The following is a 17,665-nucleotide window of genomic DNA, read 5'->3' as shown; positions in this document are numbered from 1 at the left end:
ACCATTATATTGAAAAATACTGCGCCGACGGCAACGGATGTAGCCATCGAAGGAACTGTACTAGTCGGCCAAACCTTAACCGGTAAGTATACGTATAACGATGTGAATCAGGATGAAGAAGAAGGCTCGACGTATAAATGGTATAGGGGAAGCAATGCAGACGGCAGCGACAAGCAAGCGATCGAAAACGCTACGGAACAAACGTACAAGATCACGCCTGACGATGTAGAGAAATACCTGTTCTTCGAAGTAACGCCGAAAGCGACATCCGGAGTCAAGGAAGGGACGCCGGCCACGAGCGCAAGCGCAGGACCGGTCGCGCAACGCGAGTCCTCCATCCAACTCACCGCCAACCCAAGCCAAATCGTCGGGGACGGCAAGTCCCAGACGACGTTGACCGCCGTGGTGACGGATGAGAACAATCAGCCGATTTCGGGCGTCGATGTCGTGTTTACGGCTCCGGAGGGAACGTTCGTAGGCCCGAGTCATGCGACGACGGACGAGAACGGCGTAGCGAAGGTGACGTATCAGTCCGCTGCGATTACAGGCACGGAATCGAAGGTCATCGCGGTGACGGCAACGGTCAACAATCCGGAAAAAGGGCTGAATGCGCAAAAAGAGATCCAGATCACCTTCCTCCCGGCCAGGATCCGCGGGGTCATCACGGACGGCAAGTCGAATACGCCGGTGCCGGGAGCGACGGTTCGGGTGACGCTGGACTTGAACGGCGACGGCAAGATTGAAGCCGGGGTCGATTTCGACGAGACGGTGACGACCGACGAGACGGGGGCTTATTCGCTGGCGGTGCCGAAAGGCAATGAGGAGTATACCCTTGAAGTCACGCGCACGGTCGATGTCGGCGGCGTTCCGACTTCCATTACGTACAGCCAGAACGCTTCGGTCGGCGAAGTGACCGGGACCGGCGATGAATCGTTCGAATCGGTCAAGACCGCGACCGGACTCGTTCTCTTCCAGAAGCCGGACGGCAAGACGAGCTTGCTCGGCTCCGAGCTGCTAAGCAAATCGAAGGTGTACCTGAAGGACAAGGACGGCAACTATGTAACCGAGGGCGGCGTGCCGAAGGCGTTCCCGCTCAACGCGCAGGGTATTTTCAACGCGGCGGGGCTGGCCGTCGGAGAATACACGATGGAAGTCCGCTATGAGGTCGAGTCCGGCCAGGAGCTGACGGTCGCGAGCGGCCCGGTCAGCGTACAAGAAGACGGCGAGCTGAACATTACCACGCAGCTGATCGACCCGTACGGAACGATCACGGACGCGGTAACAGGCAACGTTATCGAAGGTGCGACCGTAACGCTGTATTACGCGGATACCAAGAACAATCGAGATAATGGCATCACGCCAAACACGAAGGTGACGCTGCCTGCCATCGCCGGCTTCGCGCCGAACGACAACGACAGCCCGGAACAATTGACGGATGCCAGCGGCTTCTATGCTTATATGGTCTATCCGAACACGGACTACTATCTGATCGTCTCGAAGAACGGGTACCAGACGCTGACAAGTACGACGCTTAACGTGAAGACGGATATTATCAAGTACGACGCGGCGCTCAGCCCGTACATCGTATCGGGATCGGCTCCGGTTGTGCAGGATCCGAAGGTAACGGTGTCGGTATCCGCCGACAAGAACCTCGTGCAAGAAGGGGAACAATCGACCGTTACAGTCAATTACAAGAATGACGGAAGTCTTGCGATCAACTCCGGAAAAGTAACCGTCACGCTGCCGGAAGGCGTCAAAGTCGTCGACGCTGCGGGAGGAACGGTTGCCGGCAACACGATTACGTGGACGACGGCCTCGCTTCCGGCCGGCCAAAGCGGCAGCTTCAAAATCATCCTTCAGTGGCCGCAGCTGACGAAGGCCGAGCAGGAATTCGAGATCGCCGGCCAATTCGCGGCGGACGGCAGCAGCGCCGCTTCCGCAACCGCCAAGGCCTCGGCCAAGATCAACGTGTTCTCGAACCGGTTCGACGACCTGAAGCACCAGCGCTACATTCTCGGCTATCCGGACGGCACGTTCAAGCGGGATCACTCGCTCACGCGCGCCGAGCTGGCGGCGATCGTCGCCCGCCTGACCGAGAACGATACGGTTGCGGACCCGCTGCCGTTCTCCGACGTGCGCAGCGGCCACTGGGCGACGAATTACATCAAGATCGCGGTCAAGCACGGATACTTCAGCGGCTTCGCCGACGGCACGTTCCGTCCGGACCAGCAGATCACGAGAGGCGAACTGGCCGCCGTCATGGCTCGATTCCTCGGGCTGAGCACCGGCAAGCCTGTTACGAACCATTTCACGGATACGAAGGGCAACTGGGCCGAGAACGCGGTCGAAGCGCTGTATCTGGGCCACTACCTGAGCGGATACACGGACGGTACGTTCAAGCCCAACCAGAAGATTCGCCGCGACGAAGCGGTGACGTTGATCAACCGCATGCTGTATCGCGGTCCTCTGCAAGGTCTGGCTCCGGTATTCCCGGACGTTCCGGAAGACAACTGGAGCTTCGGAGACGTCCAGGAAGCGACGGTCTCGCATGAGGCGACGCGCAACGGCGACGGCAGCGAGACGTTCGTTCAGAAGCTGGAAGACGCCATTCAATAAGATTTCCAAAGCTAAGCGCCTCGCTCCGCACACACGCGGAGCGGGGCGTTTTTCCGTTGCTCGAGGCAGCGTCGTTCCGATCATTTATTGTTCAGATGCGGTTGATATAGTCCATCTTGAACGATGCAGACGTCTGGCGGAGGGATCGCAGGGTGAAAGTGATATTGGTCGACGATGAATGGCTGTCTTTAAGATACCTGATGTATATGCTGAAAAAAGAAGCTCCCGACATCCAGGTCGTCGGGACCTATTCGGATCCGTCGTCGCTGGTTGAGCAAGCCGCCAGGCTTCGCCCGGACGCCGTATTCCTGGACGTCCTCATGCCCGAGATCGACGGCCTGGACCTGGCCCGCCGGCTAAAGAAGGAAGTACCCGATATCGAGCTGATCTTCGTGACGGCCGATACCCAATACGCGATCGACGCGTTCGGCTTGCAGGCGCTGGATTATTTGACGAAGCCGGTCCAGGCGGAGCGGCTGGAGCGGGCCGTCCGGCGGCTGCGCCAAAGAAGGTCGGCGGTCGAAGCCCCTCGAGGAGAGCCCGGATCTCCGCTTGTCTGCTGCTTCCGGGCCCTCCGCGTCCGGTTTCCCGACCGGATGCCCCGAAGCATCCCGTGGCGGTCGGATACATCTTGCGAGCTGTTCGCGTATCTGCTGCACCATCGGGATCGGACCGTCGGTCTGGATGCGCTGGTCGGACTGTTGTGGCCGGGTCTCGGCCGGCCGGCATCGAAGCGGCTGGAAGCGGCGATCGATCAGACTCGCCAGACGCTGCGCGGCGCCGGATTGGGCATGATCTCGATCCATAGCGTCGACGGGCCGGAGCCCGGTTATAAATTAACGATAGGAGATGCCCGGGTCGATACGGAGATTTGGGAGTCCCGGCTGCGAGAGCTCGGCGATTCAGGCCTTGACAATGCGGAGGCCATCGGGCATATTCTGGAATCATACGAAGGGGATTACTTCGAAGAGGAAGGCTATCTCTGGGCCGATCGGGAGCGCGAGCGTCTGCGGCTGCTCTGGCTGGATCGGGCGCGGAGCTTGGGCCGGTTGTACGAGAACGGCGGCATGAAGCAGGCGGCGATCCGGGTTCATCTTCTCATTCAGCGGAAGTTCCCCTGCGACGACGAAAGCCGGTTGGCGCTGACGAAGCTCTATGCTTCATTGAAGCAGCACGTCCCGGAGGCGCACAGCCGTAAGGAAATGCCGAGTCCGCCGAATGCCGAAGGCTTTCGCCCCCGATACGGAGACTGAAAGGAGAGAAGGGAATGGCAGGTGCGGAAGACAATGCGGAGAGCGCGAACGCAGGCGGTCTTTTGGCGCCCGAATGGCGGCATTCCGCCTTGGTAACGATCGACGTTCAGAACGATTTCTCGCTGCCGGGAGCGCCGGCGGAAGTTCAAGGCACGCACGAGATTCTGCCGGCCTTGCGGCGGCTTCTGGAAGCCTATCGGACCGCGCGGCTTCCGATCGTGCACGTCATCCGGCTCTATAAGGAGGACGGGTCCAACGTCGACCTTTGCCGCCGGGAAGCGATCGAACGGGGGGCCCGGATCGTGGCGCCGGGCTCCGACGGCGCGGAATTGGTTGACGTCATCAAGCCGGAACCGTCCGTCCGGCTCGATGCGGACGAGCTGCTCAGCGGCCATTTTCAGAGGATCGGGCCCAACGAATGGATCGTGTACAAGCCGCGTTGGGGCGCGTTTTATCGGACGGATCTGGAGTTGTTCTTACGGGAACGGGGAATCTCGACGCTGACGTTCTGCGGCTGCAACTTCCCCAATTGCCCGAGAACGTCGATCTATGAAGCGAGCGAACGGGATTTCCGGGTCGTTCTGGCCGCGGATGCGGTGTCGGGCGTCTATGAGCGCGGATTGCGGGAATTGGCCGGCATCGGCGTGCAGGCGGCCGCGACGAAGATGATCGTCGCCGGACTGAACGCCGGTCCGGCCGATAAGCGTTCTGCGGAGCATTAAGGTACGACCGTTGGAAGGGGACTTCTCCACCTTCGAGTAGCGGCCCGGCCGTCACAAATCCTTCCGATTTCATGTGAGCGCAGTCACATAGCGCGGACTCTTCGTTGCCTATACTGGAGTCATGTCAAACAAAAAGGAAGCGGGGAGACGGAGATGCTTAGCCAGAAAACGATTGAGGTCATCAAGTCGACGGTGCCGGTTTTGGAGGTCCATGGAACGGCCATCACGAAGCGGTTTTATGAACGGTTATTCACGTCGCATCCGGAACTTCTCAACCTGTTCAACCACGCCAATCAGAAGCAGGGCAGGCAGCAGGCCGCGCTGGCGAACGCCGTCTATGCGGCCGCCGCTCATATCGACCGGCTGGAGGCCATTCTGCCGGCCGTGAAGCAGATCGCCCAGAAGCATCGGAGTCTGGGCGTGAAGCCGGAGCAGTATCCGATCGTAGGGGAGAACCTGCTGGCCGCGATCAAGGACGTTCTCGGAGACGCGGCGACGGACGAGATTCTTCAGGCTTGGGCGGAAGCTTACGGCGTCATAGCGGATGCGTTCATCGGCGTGGAGAAGGACATGTACGAGCAAGCGGAAAAGCAGCCGGGCGGCTGGGCGGACTTCCGTCCGTTCCGGGTGGACCGGAAAGTTCGGGAGAGCGAGGTCATCACGTCGTTCTACCTGGTTCCGCAGGACGGCGGAGAATTGGCGGACTTCCGGCCCGGCCAGTACATCAGCGTGAAGACGGGCATTCCCGGCGACCCGCATATTCACATCCGCCAATACAGCTTGTCCGACGCGCCCGGCAAGCCGTATTACCGAATCTCCGTCAAGCGCGAAGACGGGGGCGACAGCCGGCCGGACGGCAAGGTATCGAACTACCTCCATGAACAAGTACGCGAAGGCGACGCCCTGATGCTGTCGGCTCCCGCGGGAGAATTCGTGCTGGATACGGCGGACGAACGGCCGGTCGTGCTGCTCAGCGCCGGAGTCGGGCTGACGCCGATGATCAGCATGCTTGGCGCTCTGGCCGGGCAGGACGGCAGCCGGCCGATTACGTTCGTTCACGCGGCCCGGAGCGGCAGACATCATGCCTTCCGCAAACAGGTCGAGGAGTTGGCCGCTCGGCATCCGAACGTCAAAGCTTACTGGTGCTACAGCGAGCATGCGGAGGACGACGAGGTCGAAGGGATGGGGGCGCCGCACAAGCTGGGCTATGTCGATCTGCCCTGGCTGCGAGAGCTGCTTCCGAATCCGCAGAACGCCGTTTATTACTTCTGCGGCCCCGTTCCGTTCATGAAGGCCGTCAACGCGATGCTCAAGGAGCTGGGCGTTCCGGCGGGCGATCGGCGCTTTGAATTTTTCGGACCTGCCGGCGATTTGGAAGCTGCGGTAGATCCTGTTACCGCGTTGCGATAACAAGCCTCAAAACGGAAAAGAACGGTCTCCGGGCGATCCCCGGGGGCCGTTTTTTGTTGTGTAGGAAACGATGCGATTAAATTTCCTGTGAATAACCGGGGGCTCCCCCAAAAGGAATCGGATTTAACTTCAGAGCATTACTTCACTTTTGGGGGATTCTTATCGGGGGCTCCCCCAAAAGGAATCGGATTTAACTTCAGATCGGGTCGTCTGTGGAACTGGGCAGGTGTATTCTGGAAAAGTCGTATCCGCCAGTTGTCGTCATTCTTGACGACAACCAAAGTATGATACGTGTTGACTTTAGGATTGATGTCTGATTGTCCAGGGGGCACCATATTTGCAGTCGGATGGTGTTCAAGATACTCTCGCGAACTCCTCGCCTATACCGTCAACCGCTTCCATCCCCTCCAATTGCCCGGCGAACGGGATTTTCTCCTTTTATTGGTTCATGAAGGTGTACATTTCGGGATTGGACGGGAAAAGCTCCCTATAATCGGTCCCCGATTCGCAAAATCGCAGTTCTTGGCCCGAATAAGCGGAGCATTTCCCGTTCGTTCCGGGCAGGAAGCGTATATTTGCATCATGAAAGGGAGATTTTCCCGTTCACTGAGCGGTTTCGACTCGTAGAGGGGGTGTCGGCATAAAGGAAGGACGCGCGCGGGTGTGGAAATAGCGAGAAAACCAGCGAAAATCGGAAGGCCAATTCACGGCATGGCCCCTGCAGTGCTTGGATTACTGCGCGATGGAGTGGACGGATCCAGGGCGGCGCAGTCGTTTTCCTTGTTGCGGCCGGTCATGTCTCCGAGGCTTGCGCCCGCAGCAGCCGGTTAACCGTCTCCCGACGCAGGCCGATGAATTGCCCGATCTCGTCCTGGGTCAGCACTTCCGTCAGCGAGAACGGCGAGATGTAGTCTTGGAACCATAGCTGGAAAAGGCGAAGCTTTTCCGCCGGCGTCGTGGCCGTTAACTGGTCGATCCGCTTCTGCATCATTCGCAGCTTCTCCTGCAGCTGCAGGGCGACAGTTCGGCACTTGGCCGCGTCATCCTCCAGGGAGCGGTACCATTCGGCGGCGGACAACGTCTCCACTTCGCTTGCGATGAGCGCCACGGCCGTGCCGTGATAAGCGCCCGGGGTTATGAGCGAGTGGTGGGGGATCATCTCGCCCGGAACGATGATGTTCATCAGATGGACCGAACCGTCCTCGTGAGTTCGGACAATCTTGAGCAAGCCGCTTTTCAGATGGAAAAGCGGCCCTTCGTCGCCTTGACGGAACAACGTCTCTCCTTTGTGAAGCTGCATGAATGTCACCTCCGTCAGATCTGCTCGCCCGCGAACGTCTCCATAAAACGAAGGGCGCCGCGGGACAGGTGGCGGTCCTTCAGCCAGACGAGTCCGACTTCCGAACGGAATTCCGCCTGCTCGATCGCGCACATCCGGATGTTCGTCAGCGCCAGCGTGGAGGTGACCGATTTGGGCAGTATCGTCGCTCCGACGCCCGCGGACACGAAGGCAAGAATGAGCGCGACGCTGGAGCATTCGCACAGAATCCGCGGCGCAAGCCCGCTTCGCCGGAATTCGCCCTGAATCAGCTCGTGCATGGCGGTCGTATGCTCGGTTTTCAAGGCGAGGAACGGAAGCTGCGCCAATTCCTCCAGCCGAATCGCCTGGTCGGCCGGCGAGGGACCCCAGTCCGTGGGAAGAAGCGCGACGAACGGGTCGGACGGCAGCCGTCTCACGGCGTACTTGTCTGCATCGAAGGACGCCTCGAACGGAAGGCGGGTGATCGCCAGCTCGATCTTCCGCCGCTCCAGCAGCTCGCCCAGCAGGAAATGGTCGCCCTCCCGGATCTTGAACGTGACGAGCGGGTAAGCTTCCGCGAACCGGGCGATTCGTTCCGGAAGCAGGGAGATGCAGGAGACGGCGGAGCCGATCGAGAGCTCTCCGCGCACGCCGCCGTCCAGCTCCCGAATCTCCTGGACCGTCTCTCCAAGCTGCGCCAGCAGCCCCTCCGCGCGCCGGCGCAGCAGCTCTCCGGCGGGCGTCAGCTTGAACCGCTTGCCGCTTCGATCGAACAGAGTGACGTTCAGCTCTTCCTCCAACTGCTTCAACTGGCGGCTGAGCGGAGGCTGTTCCATATGCAGCAGCCTGGCCGCTCCGGTAACCTGCCCTTCCTGGGCGACGGCCAGGAAATAACGAAGCTGGCGAATGTCCATGGATTCCGATCTCCACCGTTCGATACTTTTTCGGTATGATATCCGTTCCAAACCGATATTTCAAATATAGTACGGCGGCTGATACGATTCAAGACAAGAACGATCGTACAGGAGGTAGCTTGCCATGCCTATCCGCCGCCCGGAGCCGATCGCGGTTCGCCGCAACCGGCGCCCCAAGCCGAAGCCCGAGACCGACGCGCTCGGATTCGGCCGCTTTTTTACCGACCATATGTTCATGATGGATTACGAAGATTCGCGAGGCTGGCACGATCCCCGCATCGTGCCGTACGGGCCGATCGAGCTGGACCCTGCCGCCAAAGTGCTTCACTACGGACAAATGACGTTCGAAGGGATGAAGGCTTATCGCTCGCCGTCGGGAGGCATCCGGTTGTTTCGGCCGGACATGAACCTGAAGCGGCTGAGCCGTTCCAATGTCAGGCTCGGCATCCCGCCGATCGACGAAGAGCTCGTATCGGAAGCGATCCGCCGGCTCGTGCTTCTCGACCGGGACTGGCTTCCGGCGGCGCCGGGCACGTCGCTGTACATTCGTCCGTTCATTCTCGCCGTCGAGCCGCTCCTCGGCGTCTCTCCTTCGCGGGAGTACCGGCTGATCATGATCATGACGCCGGTCGGCTCCTATTATGAAAAAGGCGGAGATCCGGTCTCCATTCGGATCGAGACGGAGTACGTCCGCGCGGTGCGCGGAGGCTTGGGTGGGGCGAAGACGGCCGGCAACTACGCCGCAAGCTTGAAGGCCCAGGAAGAAGCGGCTTCGCGCGGCTTCGCGCAAGTGCTATGGCTGGACGGCGTTCATCGCAAATATATCGAGGAAGTGGGGAGCATGAACGTTTTCTTCCGGATCGGGGAGAAAGTGGTGACGCCTGCCCTGAGCGGAAGCATTCTGGATGGAGTAACCCGGGATTCGGTCCTCCGGCTGCTGAACCATTGGGGGATCGGGACGGAAGAGCGGCGGATCGCCATCGACGAGGTGGCCGCAGCCTGCCGGAACGGGACGATGGCCGAGGCGTTCGGAACGGGAACCGCCGCCGTCGTCTCGCCTATCGGCGAACTGGATTGGGACGGGGAGCGGTTGCTCGTCGGAAACCCGGGCGAAGCGGGACCGCTGACTAGGCGGCTGTACGACGAGCTTACCGGGATTCAGACCGGCCGCGCTCCCGATCCGTTCGGCTGGACCGTGGCTTTGGACGGGAGCGAGGAGCCGGCAAAGCCCGGCCGGGATTAATTCGCCATCTTGTTCAGATCGGAGGCGAGCTTGTCCAACTGGAGGAAGCTGTCCACGATCTCGGAGATGCGGCCGTCCTGCGTCTGCATGCCGGCGGCCATCTGCTCGACCTGGGCCATGTTCTCTTCCGTAATCGCGGCGATCTGATCCATCCGTTCGGCGATTCTCGCATACTGCTCCCGCAGCTCGGCCGCGGAACGGTTCACCTGCTCGGACTGGCTCTCCACCCGTCCCGAGTCTTCGGTCAGAGTGCGCAGCGCCTCCGCCACGCGAGCGGCGGCCTCGCGGCTGGCCGCTACGGTCTGTTGGCCGCTGACGACCTGGGCGGACGCTTCCTCCGTTTTCAGCCGGATCGCATCGAGGATGCTTTCGATCTGCTCGGTCGACTCCTGAGAAGTCTCGGCCAGCTTGCGCACTTCGTGCGAGACGACCGCGAAGCCTTTGCCGTGCTCGCCCGCCCGGGCCGCTTCGATCGCGGCGTTCAGCGCCAGCAGGTTGGTCTGGGTCGAGATGTGCTTGATCGTGGCGACGATCTCGCCGATTCGCTGGCTCTGTTCGTTCAGCTGGCGCATCAGCAGAACGGAAGCGTCGATCGTCTCCCCGAGAACGTTCATCCGCTCGCCCAGCTCGCGCGCCTCCTCGCTGCCTGACTTCGTCAGCCTGGCGGATTGAAGCGACAGCTGCCGCATGTCCGTCGACCGCCGGGCCAAGTCGCCGGCCGCTTCGTCGATGGCTCGGGACGACTCGCCGATCTCGGCGATCGCCGCCGCCTGATGTTGACTGCCGGCCGTAATCTCGGCGAAGGCGGCGGTCACTTCTTTGGAGATCGCGCCGGTGGACGTCATGTTCGTCTTCAGGCCGGCGCTGAAGTTGTTGAGCTCTTGCAGCGAGGAGGCCACGTTCCGGGCGAGGTCCTGAGCCCGGTTCCGCTCTTCCAGCGCTTTCTCGCGGCCGTCGGCGGCCGCTTTCTGCAGCCTTTCGCTGAACTTGGCGGAAGCGAGCAGCGGCGCGGCGATCATCGCCAGGTACAGGAAGACGGTCAGCGGCGCGTTGTCCGCGAACATCTCGTGCCGATAGTCGCTTGCGAACAGATAGCCGGTCAGCCCGGCCCCCAGGACGGCCGAGAACACGATCGACCGGAAGTTGCCGTAGAGCGTCATGATGGCCAGATTGACGTAAACCAGGAAGTAGGTCGTAATGACCGGTCCCGTCAGGATGAGCAGAACGGTCAGAGCGGTAATGATGGCGGAGATGATGTACATCACGTAATTTTCCAGCCAGCGCTTGTAGGTCAGCAAGGTCGCCGCCGCGCACGCGACGAAGCCGACGGCGGCCAGAACATAGATGGAATTCGTCGGAGCGCCCGTGATCAGGTCGACTCCGATTCCCAGAATCAGCATTCCCCAGATGATCTTGACGAGCAGTTTATTTCTCTGGAACAACGTATCGTCGGACTTCACCCATCTCCATCCTTCCAATGATTGTCTCTCTCCATGACTATCATACCAGACAACCTTCCATAGTTCTCCTAAAAACTTCCCAAAGGAATCGAAAATATCGGCATAAAGTCCCATATTCGGCAAAACCGAAACCGGGCGCCCGCTCCCGATTGGAGGAACGAGCGCCCGGCGCGGCGGAAAAAATCAGGTTAGGGAACGTTGACGAGCTTATCCGGATTGGCGACCAGGTAGATCCGCTTGATACGGCCGTCTTCCATGAGGAAGGAGAAGACGCTCTGCGGCTTCCCGTCCACGTAGGTAACGAAGCCGGGCTCGCCGCCGACTTCCGCGGAGCGGGAAGAGAAGCCGGGCGGAATCTTCTCCAGCAGCCCTGCCAAAAACCGCATGATCCGGTCCGGGCCGAGAATCGGGCGAGTGGCGGCGGTAACCTTGCCGCCTCCATCCGAGAGGAGAACGGCATCGCTCGTCAGCAGATCCATCAGCTTGCCGACATTCCCGGTCGCCAGCGCGCCGATGAACTGGTCCACGACCGTACCCGGCAGCTCCGCATGGGGAGCCGTCTTCGCATCCGGATCGGTCCGGGGCAGTTCCCCGAGCGACCGCTTCGCCCGGTGATAAATCTGGCGGCAGTTGGCGGGGCTCTTGTCGACGATAGCCGCAATCTCCGCGTAATCGTACTGAAGCGCCTCGCGCAGCAGAAATACGGCGCGTTCCACCGCCGATAGCTGATCCAGCAGCAGCAGGAAGGCGGTGGACAACGACTCGCGGCGGGCATACGTGCCGTAGGGGTCGTCCTCGCCGTCCGGGCGCGAGACGAGCGGCTCGGGCAGCCAAGGGCCCACGTAGACTTCGCGCTTCGCCTGCGACGACCGGAGCCGGTCGATGCACCGGTTCGTAACGGTCTTGCACAGATACGCCTTCGGATTGCGGATGCGTTCCGGGTCGCTCGTCTCGTTCAGCGAGAGGAACGCTTCCTGGGCCGCGTCCTCGGCGTCCATCACGCTGCCCAGCATTCGGTAGGCGAGCGTGAACAGGAGCGGTTTATAAGAAGCATAAAGGCCGGAGAGCAGGGCGTCCTCCAAAACATCGCCCCCTTTCGTTCGAGATCAGTCTGCCAACATCGTTTATACCTTGAGAAGCCGATCGTTCGCGTCGGCGCCCACAGCGTTCGCCGCCGTGCCGGCCAGCTCGGCGAGAGCGGCCCGGGATGCGCGTCTGGCGCTGGCCGCGGCCGCATCCACTAGCATTTCTCCATGGCTGGCCCAATCCCCTGCTACGTACAGCCCCGGAATTTCCGGAACGGACGGTCCGGGAAGAGGGCCGCTGCGGCCCACGCGAATCTGGTCGTGAACGACGGTCAGGTTCGGCAGGAAGCGCTTCGCGATCAATTCCCGCTGCCAATTCGGCTGCATCAGCGTCGTCAGATCTTCCAGCATGCGCTCATCCCGCTTCGGATCGCTGCCCTCCGCGCCGTGGTACTTGGTAACGTGAATGACCATGCTTCCATTGTCGCTCAGTTTGGCTACCCTCGAGTGGTTGGAAAAGAACAGCGGCTGATCCAGAGCGATCGCGAAGTGGCGATCCGGCACCGGCAGCCGGCGCATGACCAAATCAAGGCTGGCGACGCGAACCGGCCGCGCCTGCCGCTTCCAGAAGCCCAGTGCCGTGTCCTCTCCGTTCGGAACGAGCCCGCACGTCTCGGCGGGAGGAAGCGCGCTGATGACTTGACGGGCATTCAGCAGCTCTCCGCTCGCCAGCCGCACGCCTCGGACCCGTCCATCCTCCGAGACGATTTCCGCGGCGCCGGCTCGGCACCGGATGTCGGCTCCCGCCCGCACCGCCGCGTCCCGCAGCGAATCGACGATCGTCTGCCATCCTCCGTCCAAGTAGAGCACGCCGTTCTTGAGCGAGCGCTGTACCTGCCGTACGACCGCGCCGGCTTGCTGACTGTCGATCTCCATGCTGTACGTGCCCGTGCGGGCAAGCGCGTAGAAGAGGTGGCGCACCATCGGATCGCGCAGCTGCCGCTCGGCCCAGTCCCGAACGCTCAGATGCGCCAGCGAGGCCGGATCGATCCGGCCCAGCTTCATCATGAGCGAGCCGAACTCCATTTTTCCGGAAAGGGTCATCAGCTTCGACGACATCAGCCGAAACGCGTTATCGGGCAGCGGCATCAAGCCGCCGCGCCAGACCGCCGATCCGTCGGTCAAAGGTTTGCTCCCCGCCGGCTTTACTCCCAATTCGCCGAGGATGGAGTAAGCCTCTCCTCCCAAGTACAACGCATGGCCGCCCAGATTGAACAAAGCTCCGTCTTTCCTCGCGGTCGTTCCCCGTCCGCCCAGCCGTTCCCCCCGTTCGAGCAACATCACGCGGCGACCCGCCCGTGCCAGATCCGCCGCGGCGACGAGTCCCGCGATTCCTCCGCCGATGACGATCGTTTCGTAAGCTTGCATGCGCCTCAACCTCCGTTTTTTGGTTTTCACCCCACAGGACGGGGAGGCCCCCTCATCTGTGACAAAGCTCGCGTAAAAAAACGGCGGATTTTTTTCGGCGGCAAAAACGGCGCGATTTTGGGCGGAAGAGGTGGTGGCCGAGCCGCGGCGCTCATATAATAAGCCAGGAACGTTTCGCCAGAAGGATCGAAGATCGGGAGGGAGCGGAATGGGAACCCGGCTTTTATCGGAAAGTCTGATTCGTAAGCGCTTTCCGCATCTGAGATACGTTCGCGTCCATACGGGCGGCAAGCATACCGCCACCATCTATGCGTGGAACGAGGAGCTCAGACTGGAAGATGCGGACCGGACGGCGCTCCGGAAGTTCGCCGCCAGCGAGTTGGTGCCGTACGTCTGCTTCAAGGTGAGGGAATATTCGATGATTCGGCTGGAAAGCGTGCCCGAGGTGGGGGAAGTGCCCGATCTGATCCGGCAGGCGGCGATGAATCGCAGCCTGGATCTTCCCGGCATCGTGGCGGTCATGAGCGGCATGTTCGCCGGAGGGCGCATCTCCTTCCACGAATACGATCCGTGGACGGGAACGATCTATCTGGACGTAAGGACGCCGTCCCCGCTCATAACGGTCGAGAAGGAGCTGATCGGACGCTACTTGTATGAGTTGATGCCGCTCGGAGCGACGTTTGAAGTGGATTACGGCTGAGAGGCGGAGACCGCGGCGCGCACTCATCCCCTGCAGCAGCAAGAAGCCCCGGCGGCCGATCGGTCCGCGCGGGGCTTCTTCGTCTTGCTTCGCTTTAGGCGTTGCGAGGCTCCGACATATGCTTGAGATAGAGCGACAAGTCCAGCTTCAGCCGCTCGGCCAGCTGCATTCCGAGCTCCTCGTCGGCCCGATAGAAGTTGCACACCGCCCGCAGCTGAGTATGTTCCGATACCGGTGCCAGGTCGGCGGCCAGATTGTTCAGGACGGCCGCCTTCTCCTCGTCGGAATAGCGGTTCCACACTTGCCCGGCCTGACCGAAGTCGTTCGTCTTGGCGATCTTCTCCCGGCCGGCCGCTCCTTGAAGCGGGCTAGGAGCGTCGGCATAAGCCGTTTCCTCCTTCGGAGCGGTCTGGTAGCGGTTCGGCTCGTAGTTGATGTGCCCGTTCTGCTGCTTGAACGGCATCGCGCCGTCGCGCTGGTAGTTGTTCACCTGGGCATAGGGGCAGTTGATCGGAAGCTGCAGATAGTTGGTTCCGATGCGGTAGCGCTGCGTATCCGAGTAAGAGAACAGGCGCCCTTGCAGCAATTTGTCCTCGGACGGCTCGATGCCCGGAACGACGACGCCGGGGTTGAACCCGACCGACTCGGTCTCGGCGAATACGTTGTCCGGGTTGCGGTTCAGCGTCATCGTGCCGACCGGCTGATAAGGGATAACGTCCTCGAACCAATCCTTGGTCGCGTCGAGCGGGTCGAAGTCGAAGCTGTCCATGTCGGCCGGGTCGAGGATTTGCGCATAGAGGTCCCACTCGGGAAAATCCCCGCGTTCGATCGCCTCGTACAGGTCGCGGCTCGCGTGGTTGAAGTCGACGGCCTGAATCGCCGAGGCTTCGGCGGCCGACAGGTTGCGGACTCCCTGCTTCGGCACCCACCGCAGCTTGACGTACACCATGTTGCCGAACGCGTTGATCCACTTGAACGCATGCACGCTGGAGCCCCGGATGTGGCGGTAGCCGGAGGGCGTTCCTTCGTCCGAGAAAACGTGAAGCAGCATGTTCGTCGATTCCGGAGTGAGCGACATAAAGTCCCAATAGCGGTCGTTCCGTTGGATGTTGGTCCGCGGATCGGGCTTCAGCGAGTGAACCATGTCCGGGAATTTCATCGCGTCGCGAATGAAGAATACCGGAAGGTTGTTGCCGACGAAGTCGTAGTTTCCTTCCGAGGTGTAGAACTTCACGGCGAAGCCGCGGGGATCGCGCAGCGTCTCCGGCGAGTGCTGGCCGTGAATGACGGTGGAGAAGCGGACGAAGACAGGCGTCTCCGTTCCTTCATCCTGGAGGAAAGCGGCCTTCGTATACCGCTTCATGCTGTGCTTCAGCCGGAACACGCCGTGGGCTCCGGCCCCCCGGGCGTGCACGACCCGTTCGGGAACCCGTTCCCGGTCGAAGTGGGCCAGCTTCTCGAGCAGTTGGTAGTCCTCCAGCAGCGTCGGTCCGTTCTGTCCGGCCGTTCGGGAGTTCTGGTTGTCGCCGATGGGCACGCCTTGGTTGGTGGTCAGTCGGTCCATGAATCGTTTCCCCTTCCGTTCATAGGTCCGAATCTTCTTGCGCAGCCGTTTGGCTTATCAACAGATGTTTATGCGAAAGGTAGGGACGCTATGAGTTGGAAAAAGCTTGGAAACGGGAGGAGGAAGCATTTTACTTGAAGGTGCCTTGGGCATACAGGCCGAGCTTCTTGAGGAGGCGCGCCGCTTCCCGCTGCTCTTCGGGGGACAAGCCGGCGACCGCTTGCTCGATGATCCGCGCGTGCGAGGGGAACACCTCTTCGATGAACGCGCAGCCCGCATCGGTAATCTCCGCGAAAATCAGCCGACGGTCTTCGGTCGAGACGTTGCGCCGTACATAGCCTTTGTGCTCGAGCTTGTCCACCACGTAGGTGATGTTGCCGCTGCTCATCAGCACCTTGCTGCCGATCTGCTGGATCGGCTGCGATCCTTTATGGTAGAGAAGCTCCAGCACGCCGAATTCGGTCCGGTTCAGGCCGTGCCGCTTGATGTCGCGGTCGGCGTGGGCGTTGACCCATTGGCTGGCTCTGGAGAGCGTAATGTAGAGCTGAAGTGCGTCTTCCCGGCCGGTATTCATCCTGCCGCTCACGACCTTTCGGTTCATCTTCATTTAAAGGTATGACGCAGATCGGCAAAAGTCAATCGGACCCGGAAAAGTCAGGCATGCTTCGGCGCTCATTGGGAAATCGTATAGGCGGATCAATCGAAACCGAGGAGAAGATCGCATGAACATTCGCCAAAAGTGGCTGCTGGCGGCGCTCGCCGCGGCGCTGACGCTGGGAGCGGGCATCGGGACGGCGTCCGCGGCGAAGGATGCGCCGCTGCGCGCCGCGTACGTCCGCGGCGGGGACCTGTGGATTCGGGAAGGCTCGGTAGAACGGCAATTGACGACGGGCCAGAGAGCGGCCGGCCCGAAGTGGTCGTTCGATGCCCGCTGGATCGCGTATGCGGCCGGGGAGAACGGAAGGGAGCTCTGGGTTCGGCCGGCGGGAGAAGGAGAAGGGCATCTCGTCTCACGGGTGGCGGGAGACCGATTCGAATGGGCGCCTTCCCTCAATCGCCTCGCCTACCGGGAAGGCAACCGCATCGACTGGATCGACGCCGAGCGGCCCGGGCAGCCGATCAACGCGGCTTCCGGCATCGGCAACTTCTCGTGGCTGCCCGGCGGCGGCGGCTTCGTCGCTTCGTCGGAATCGGAATTGAAGCCGGACGGCGGCTGGACGCCGGTTCGCATCTTGAAGATCCCCTTGTCGGCGCAAGGCGATGCCGCACGCTTTCGAACGCTGTACACGCTGCCCGACAGATCGGACGATTTCTTCGCGGTGGGCACGAGCTTCTTCCGGTGGTCGGCGGACGGCCGCTGGATGGCGTTCCTGGCGAAGCCGACCGCTTCGCTGTCGGCGGACAGCAACACGCTCTGCGTGCTTTCGGCCGACGGCTCGTCGTTTCAGCAGCTCGACAAGATGGCCGGCGGCGAGCAGCAGTTCGCTTGGGCGGAGGGGGACGACCGGCTGGCCTACATCGCGGGGGAAGGTCGTGAGGCGACGTCGAACAAGCGGTTGGAGACGGCGGACATTCCGCTGGGGAGGCCGACGATTCATACGCCGGCAGGCTTCGTCGATCAGACGCCGGCCTGGAAGGGCGATCGGAGGATTCTCGTATCGCGGGCGCGCGAGCAGAAGGAATGGGCTACGGAGCCTGCGAAGCGGCCGTTTCCGTATTTGGTCGAGGTCGGGCTTCGCGGCAAGAGGGAGAGGCGGGTCACGTCGCCTTCCTCCGCGCACGGCGACTACGCGCCCGTCTATCTTCCGGCGTCGCGGACGCTGGCCTGGGTGCGCTCCGATCGCCGAAGCGCCGACGTGATGATCGTCGGAGCCGGGGGCGGGCCGGCTCGCGTCTGGATCCGCCGCATCGACCTTGGAGCCAATTACTACGAGCAGTGGAATTGGGGCGCCGTGCTGCAATTTTATGAAGACAGAAGAAAGGCGAGCCGGTAACGGCCCGCCTTCCTTCTGCTATACGATGTTTTGTAT

14 protein-coding genes and 1 pseudogene are annotated in these 17,665 nt (G+C 61.4%); 7 read left to right on the top strand and 8 right to left on the bottom strand.

Features of this window, described 5'->3' with window-relative positions; genetic code table 11:
• The first annotated feature begins 9 nt into the window (after positions 1-9).
• From H7C18_RS19815 to hmpA, 4 genes are all read left to right on the top strand, one after another.
• A complete protein-coding gene (locus H7C18_RS19815; protein ID WP_238357816.1) occupies positions 10-2,616 on the top strand; it encodes an S-layer homology domain-containing protein in 2,607 nt (868 codons plus the stop codon).
• Between the two features lie 152 nt (positions 2,617-2,768).
• Entirely contained in the window at positions 2,769-3,869 is a 1,101-nt protein-coding gene (locus H7C18_RS19810) for a response regulator (protein WP_185130819.1), read from the top strand.
• Between the two features lie 14 nt (positions 3,870-3,883).
• Positions 3,884-4,591, top strand: coding sequence for a cysteine hydrolase family protein (locus H7C18_RS19805; protein WP_185130818.1), 708 nt, complete (start codon positions 3,884-3,886; stop codon positions 4,589-4,591).
• Positions 4,592-4,744: 153 nt separating this feature from the next.
• Positions 4,745-6,001 carry an NO-inducible flavohemoprotein gene (hmpA, locus tag H7C18_RS19800; protein ID WP_185130817.1) on the top strand — a complete coding sequence of 419 codons (1,257 nt, stop codon included), beginning with the start codon at positions 4,745-4,747 and terminating at the stop codon, positions 5,999-6,001.
• 137 nt (positions 6,002-6,138) lie between these two features.
• Here hmpA and H7C18_RS35235 read toward each other — a convergent pair.
• The 3 genes and pseudogenes from H7C18_RS35235 to H7C18_RS19790 form a co-directional block, all read right to left on the bottom strand.
• A pseudogene (locus H7C18_RS35235) lies at positions 6,139-6,342 on the bottom strand (hypothetical protein); the annotation flags it as partial.
• 452 nt (positions 6,343-6,794) lie between these two features.
• Complete coding sequence (locus H7C18_RS19795; RefSeq protein ID WP_185130816.1) at positions 6,795-7,301, bottom strand: Crp/Fnr family transcriptional regulator; 507 nt, start codon at positions 7,299-7,301, stop codon at positions 6,795-6,797.
• Between the two features lie 14 nt (positions 7,302-7,315).
• A complete protein-coding gene (locus tag H7C18_RS19790; RefSeq protein ID WP_185130815.1) occupies positions 7,316-8,215 on the bottom strand; it encodes a LysR family transcriptional regulator in 900 nt (299 codons plus the stop codon).
• Positions 8,216-8,339: 124 nt separating this feature from the next.
• On the opposite strand from H7C18_RS19790, the gene H7C18_RS19785 reads away from it, so the two are divergent.
• On the top strand, positions 8,340-9,458 hold the full coding sequence (locus H7C18_RS19785; protein ID WP_185130814.1) for a branched-chain amino acid aminotransferase: 1,119 nt from the start codon (positions 8,340-8,342) through the stop codon (positions 9,456-9,458).
• Here the strand turns inward: H7C18_RS19785 and H7C18_RS19780 are convergent.
• The 3 genes from H7C18_RS19780 to H7C18_RS19770 form a co-directional block, all read right to left on the bottom strand.
• Positions 9,455-10,858: a methyl-accepting chemotaxis protein gene (locus H7C18_RS19780; RefSeq protein WP_420481874.1), complete on the bottom strand. Its 1,404-nt coding sequence runs from the start codon at positions 10,856-10,858 to the stop codon at positions 9,455-9,457. The genes H7C18_RS19785 and H7C18_RS19780 overlap by 4 nt on opposite strands.
• A 248-nt stretch (positions 10,859-11,106) precedes the next feature.
• Positions 11,107-12,000 (bottom strand): RNA polymerase sigma-70 factor, encoded by an 894-nt coding sequence (locus H7C18_RS19775; RefSeq protein ID WP_185130813.1) that lies wholly within the window; start codon positions 11,998-12,000, stop codon positions 11,107-11,109.
• A 42-nt stretch (positions 12,001-12,042) separates the two neighbouring features.
• A complete protein-coding gene (locus H7C18_RS19770; RefSeq protein WP_185130812.1) occupies positions 12,043-13,371 on the bottom strand; it encodes a phytoene desaturase family protein in 1,329 nt (442 codons plus the stop codon).
• Positions 13,372-13,579: 208 nt separating this feature from the next.
• Between H7C18_RS19770 and H7C18_RS19765 the strand changes: the two genes are divergently transcribed.
• Positions 13,580-14,071: a hypothetical protein gene (locus H7C18_RS19765; protein WP_185130811.1), complete on the top strand. Its 492-nt coding sequence runs from the start codon at positions 13,580-13,582 to the stop codon at positions 14,069-14,071.
• A gap of 94 nt (positions 14,072-14,165) precedes the next feature.
• Here the strand turns inward: H7C18_RS19765 and H7C18_RS19760 are convergent, their stop codons facing one another.
• Both H7C18_RS19760 and H7C18_RS19755 read right to left on the bottom strand, forming a co-directional pair.
• On the bottom strand, positions 14,166-15,635 hold the full coding sequence (locus H7C18_RS19760) for a catalase (protein WP_185130810.1): 1,470 nt from the start codon (positions 15,633-15,635) through the stop codon (positions 14,166-14,168).
• 130 nt (positions 15,636-15,765) lie between these two features.
• Positions 15,766-16,209 carry a MarR family winged helix-turn-helix transcriptional regulator gene (locus H7C18_RS19755; protein ID WP_185130892.1) on the bottom strand — a complete coding sequence of 148 codons (444 nt, stop codon included), beginning with the start codon at positions 16,207-16,209 and terminating at the stop codon, positions 15,766-15,768.
• A 148-nt stretch (positions 16,210-16,357) separates the two neighbouring features.
• On the opposite strand from H7C18_RS19755, the gene H7C18_RS19750 reads away from it, so the two are divergent.
• Positions 16,358-17,629, top strand: coding sequence for a TolB family protein (locus tag H7C18_RS19750; RefSeq protein ID WP_185130809.1), 1,272 nt, complete (start codon positions 16,358-16,360; stop codon positions 17,627-17,629).
• Positions 17,630-17,665 lie beyond the last annotated feature (36 nt).

The sequence above is a fragment of the Cohnella zeiphila genome, assembly GCF_014212055.1.
Classification (GTDB): domain Bacteria; phylum Bacillota; class Bacilli; order Paenibacillales; family Paenibacillaceae; genus Cohnella; species Cohnella zeiphila.
Note: the sequence above shows the minus strand (reverse complement) of the source record. Positions and strands in the feature narration are given on the sequence as shown.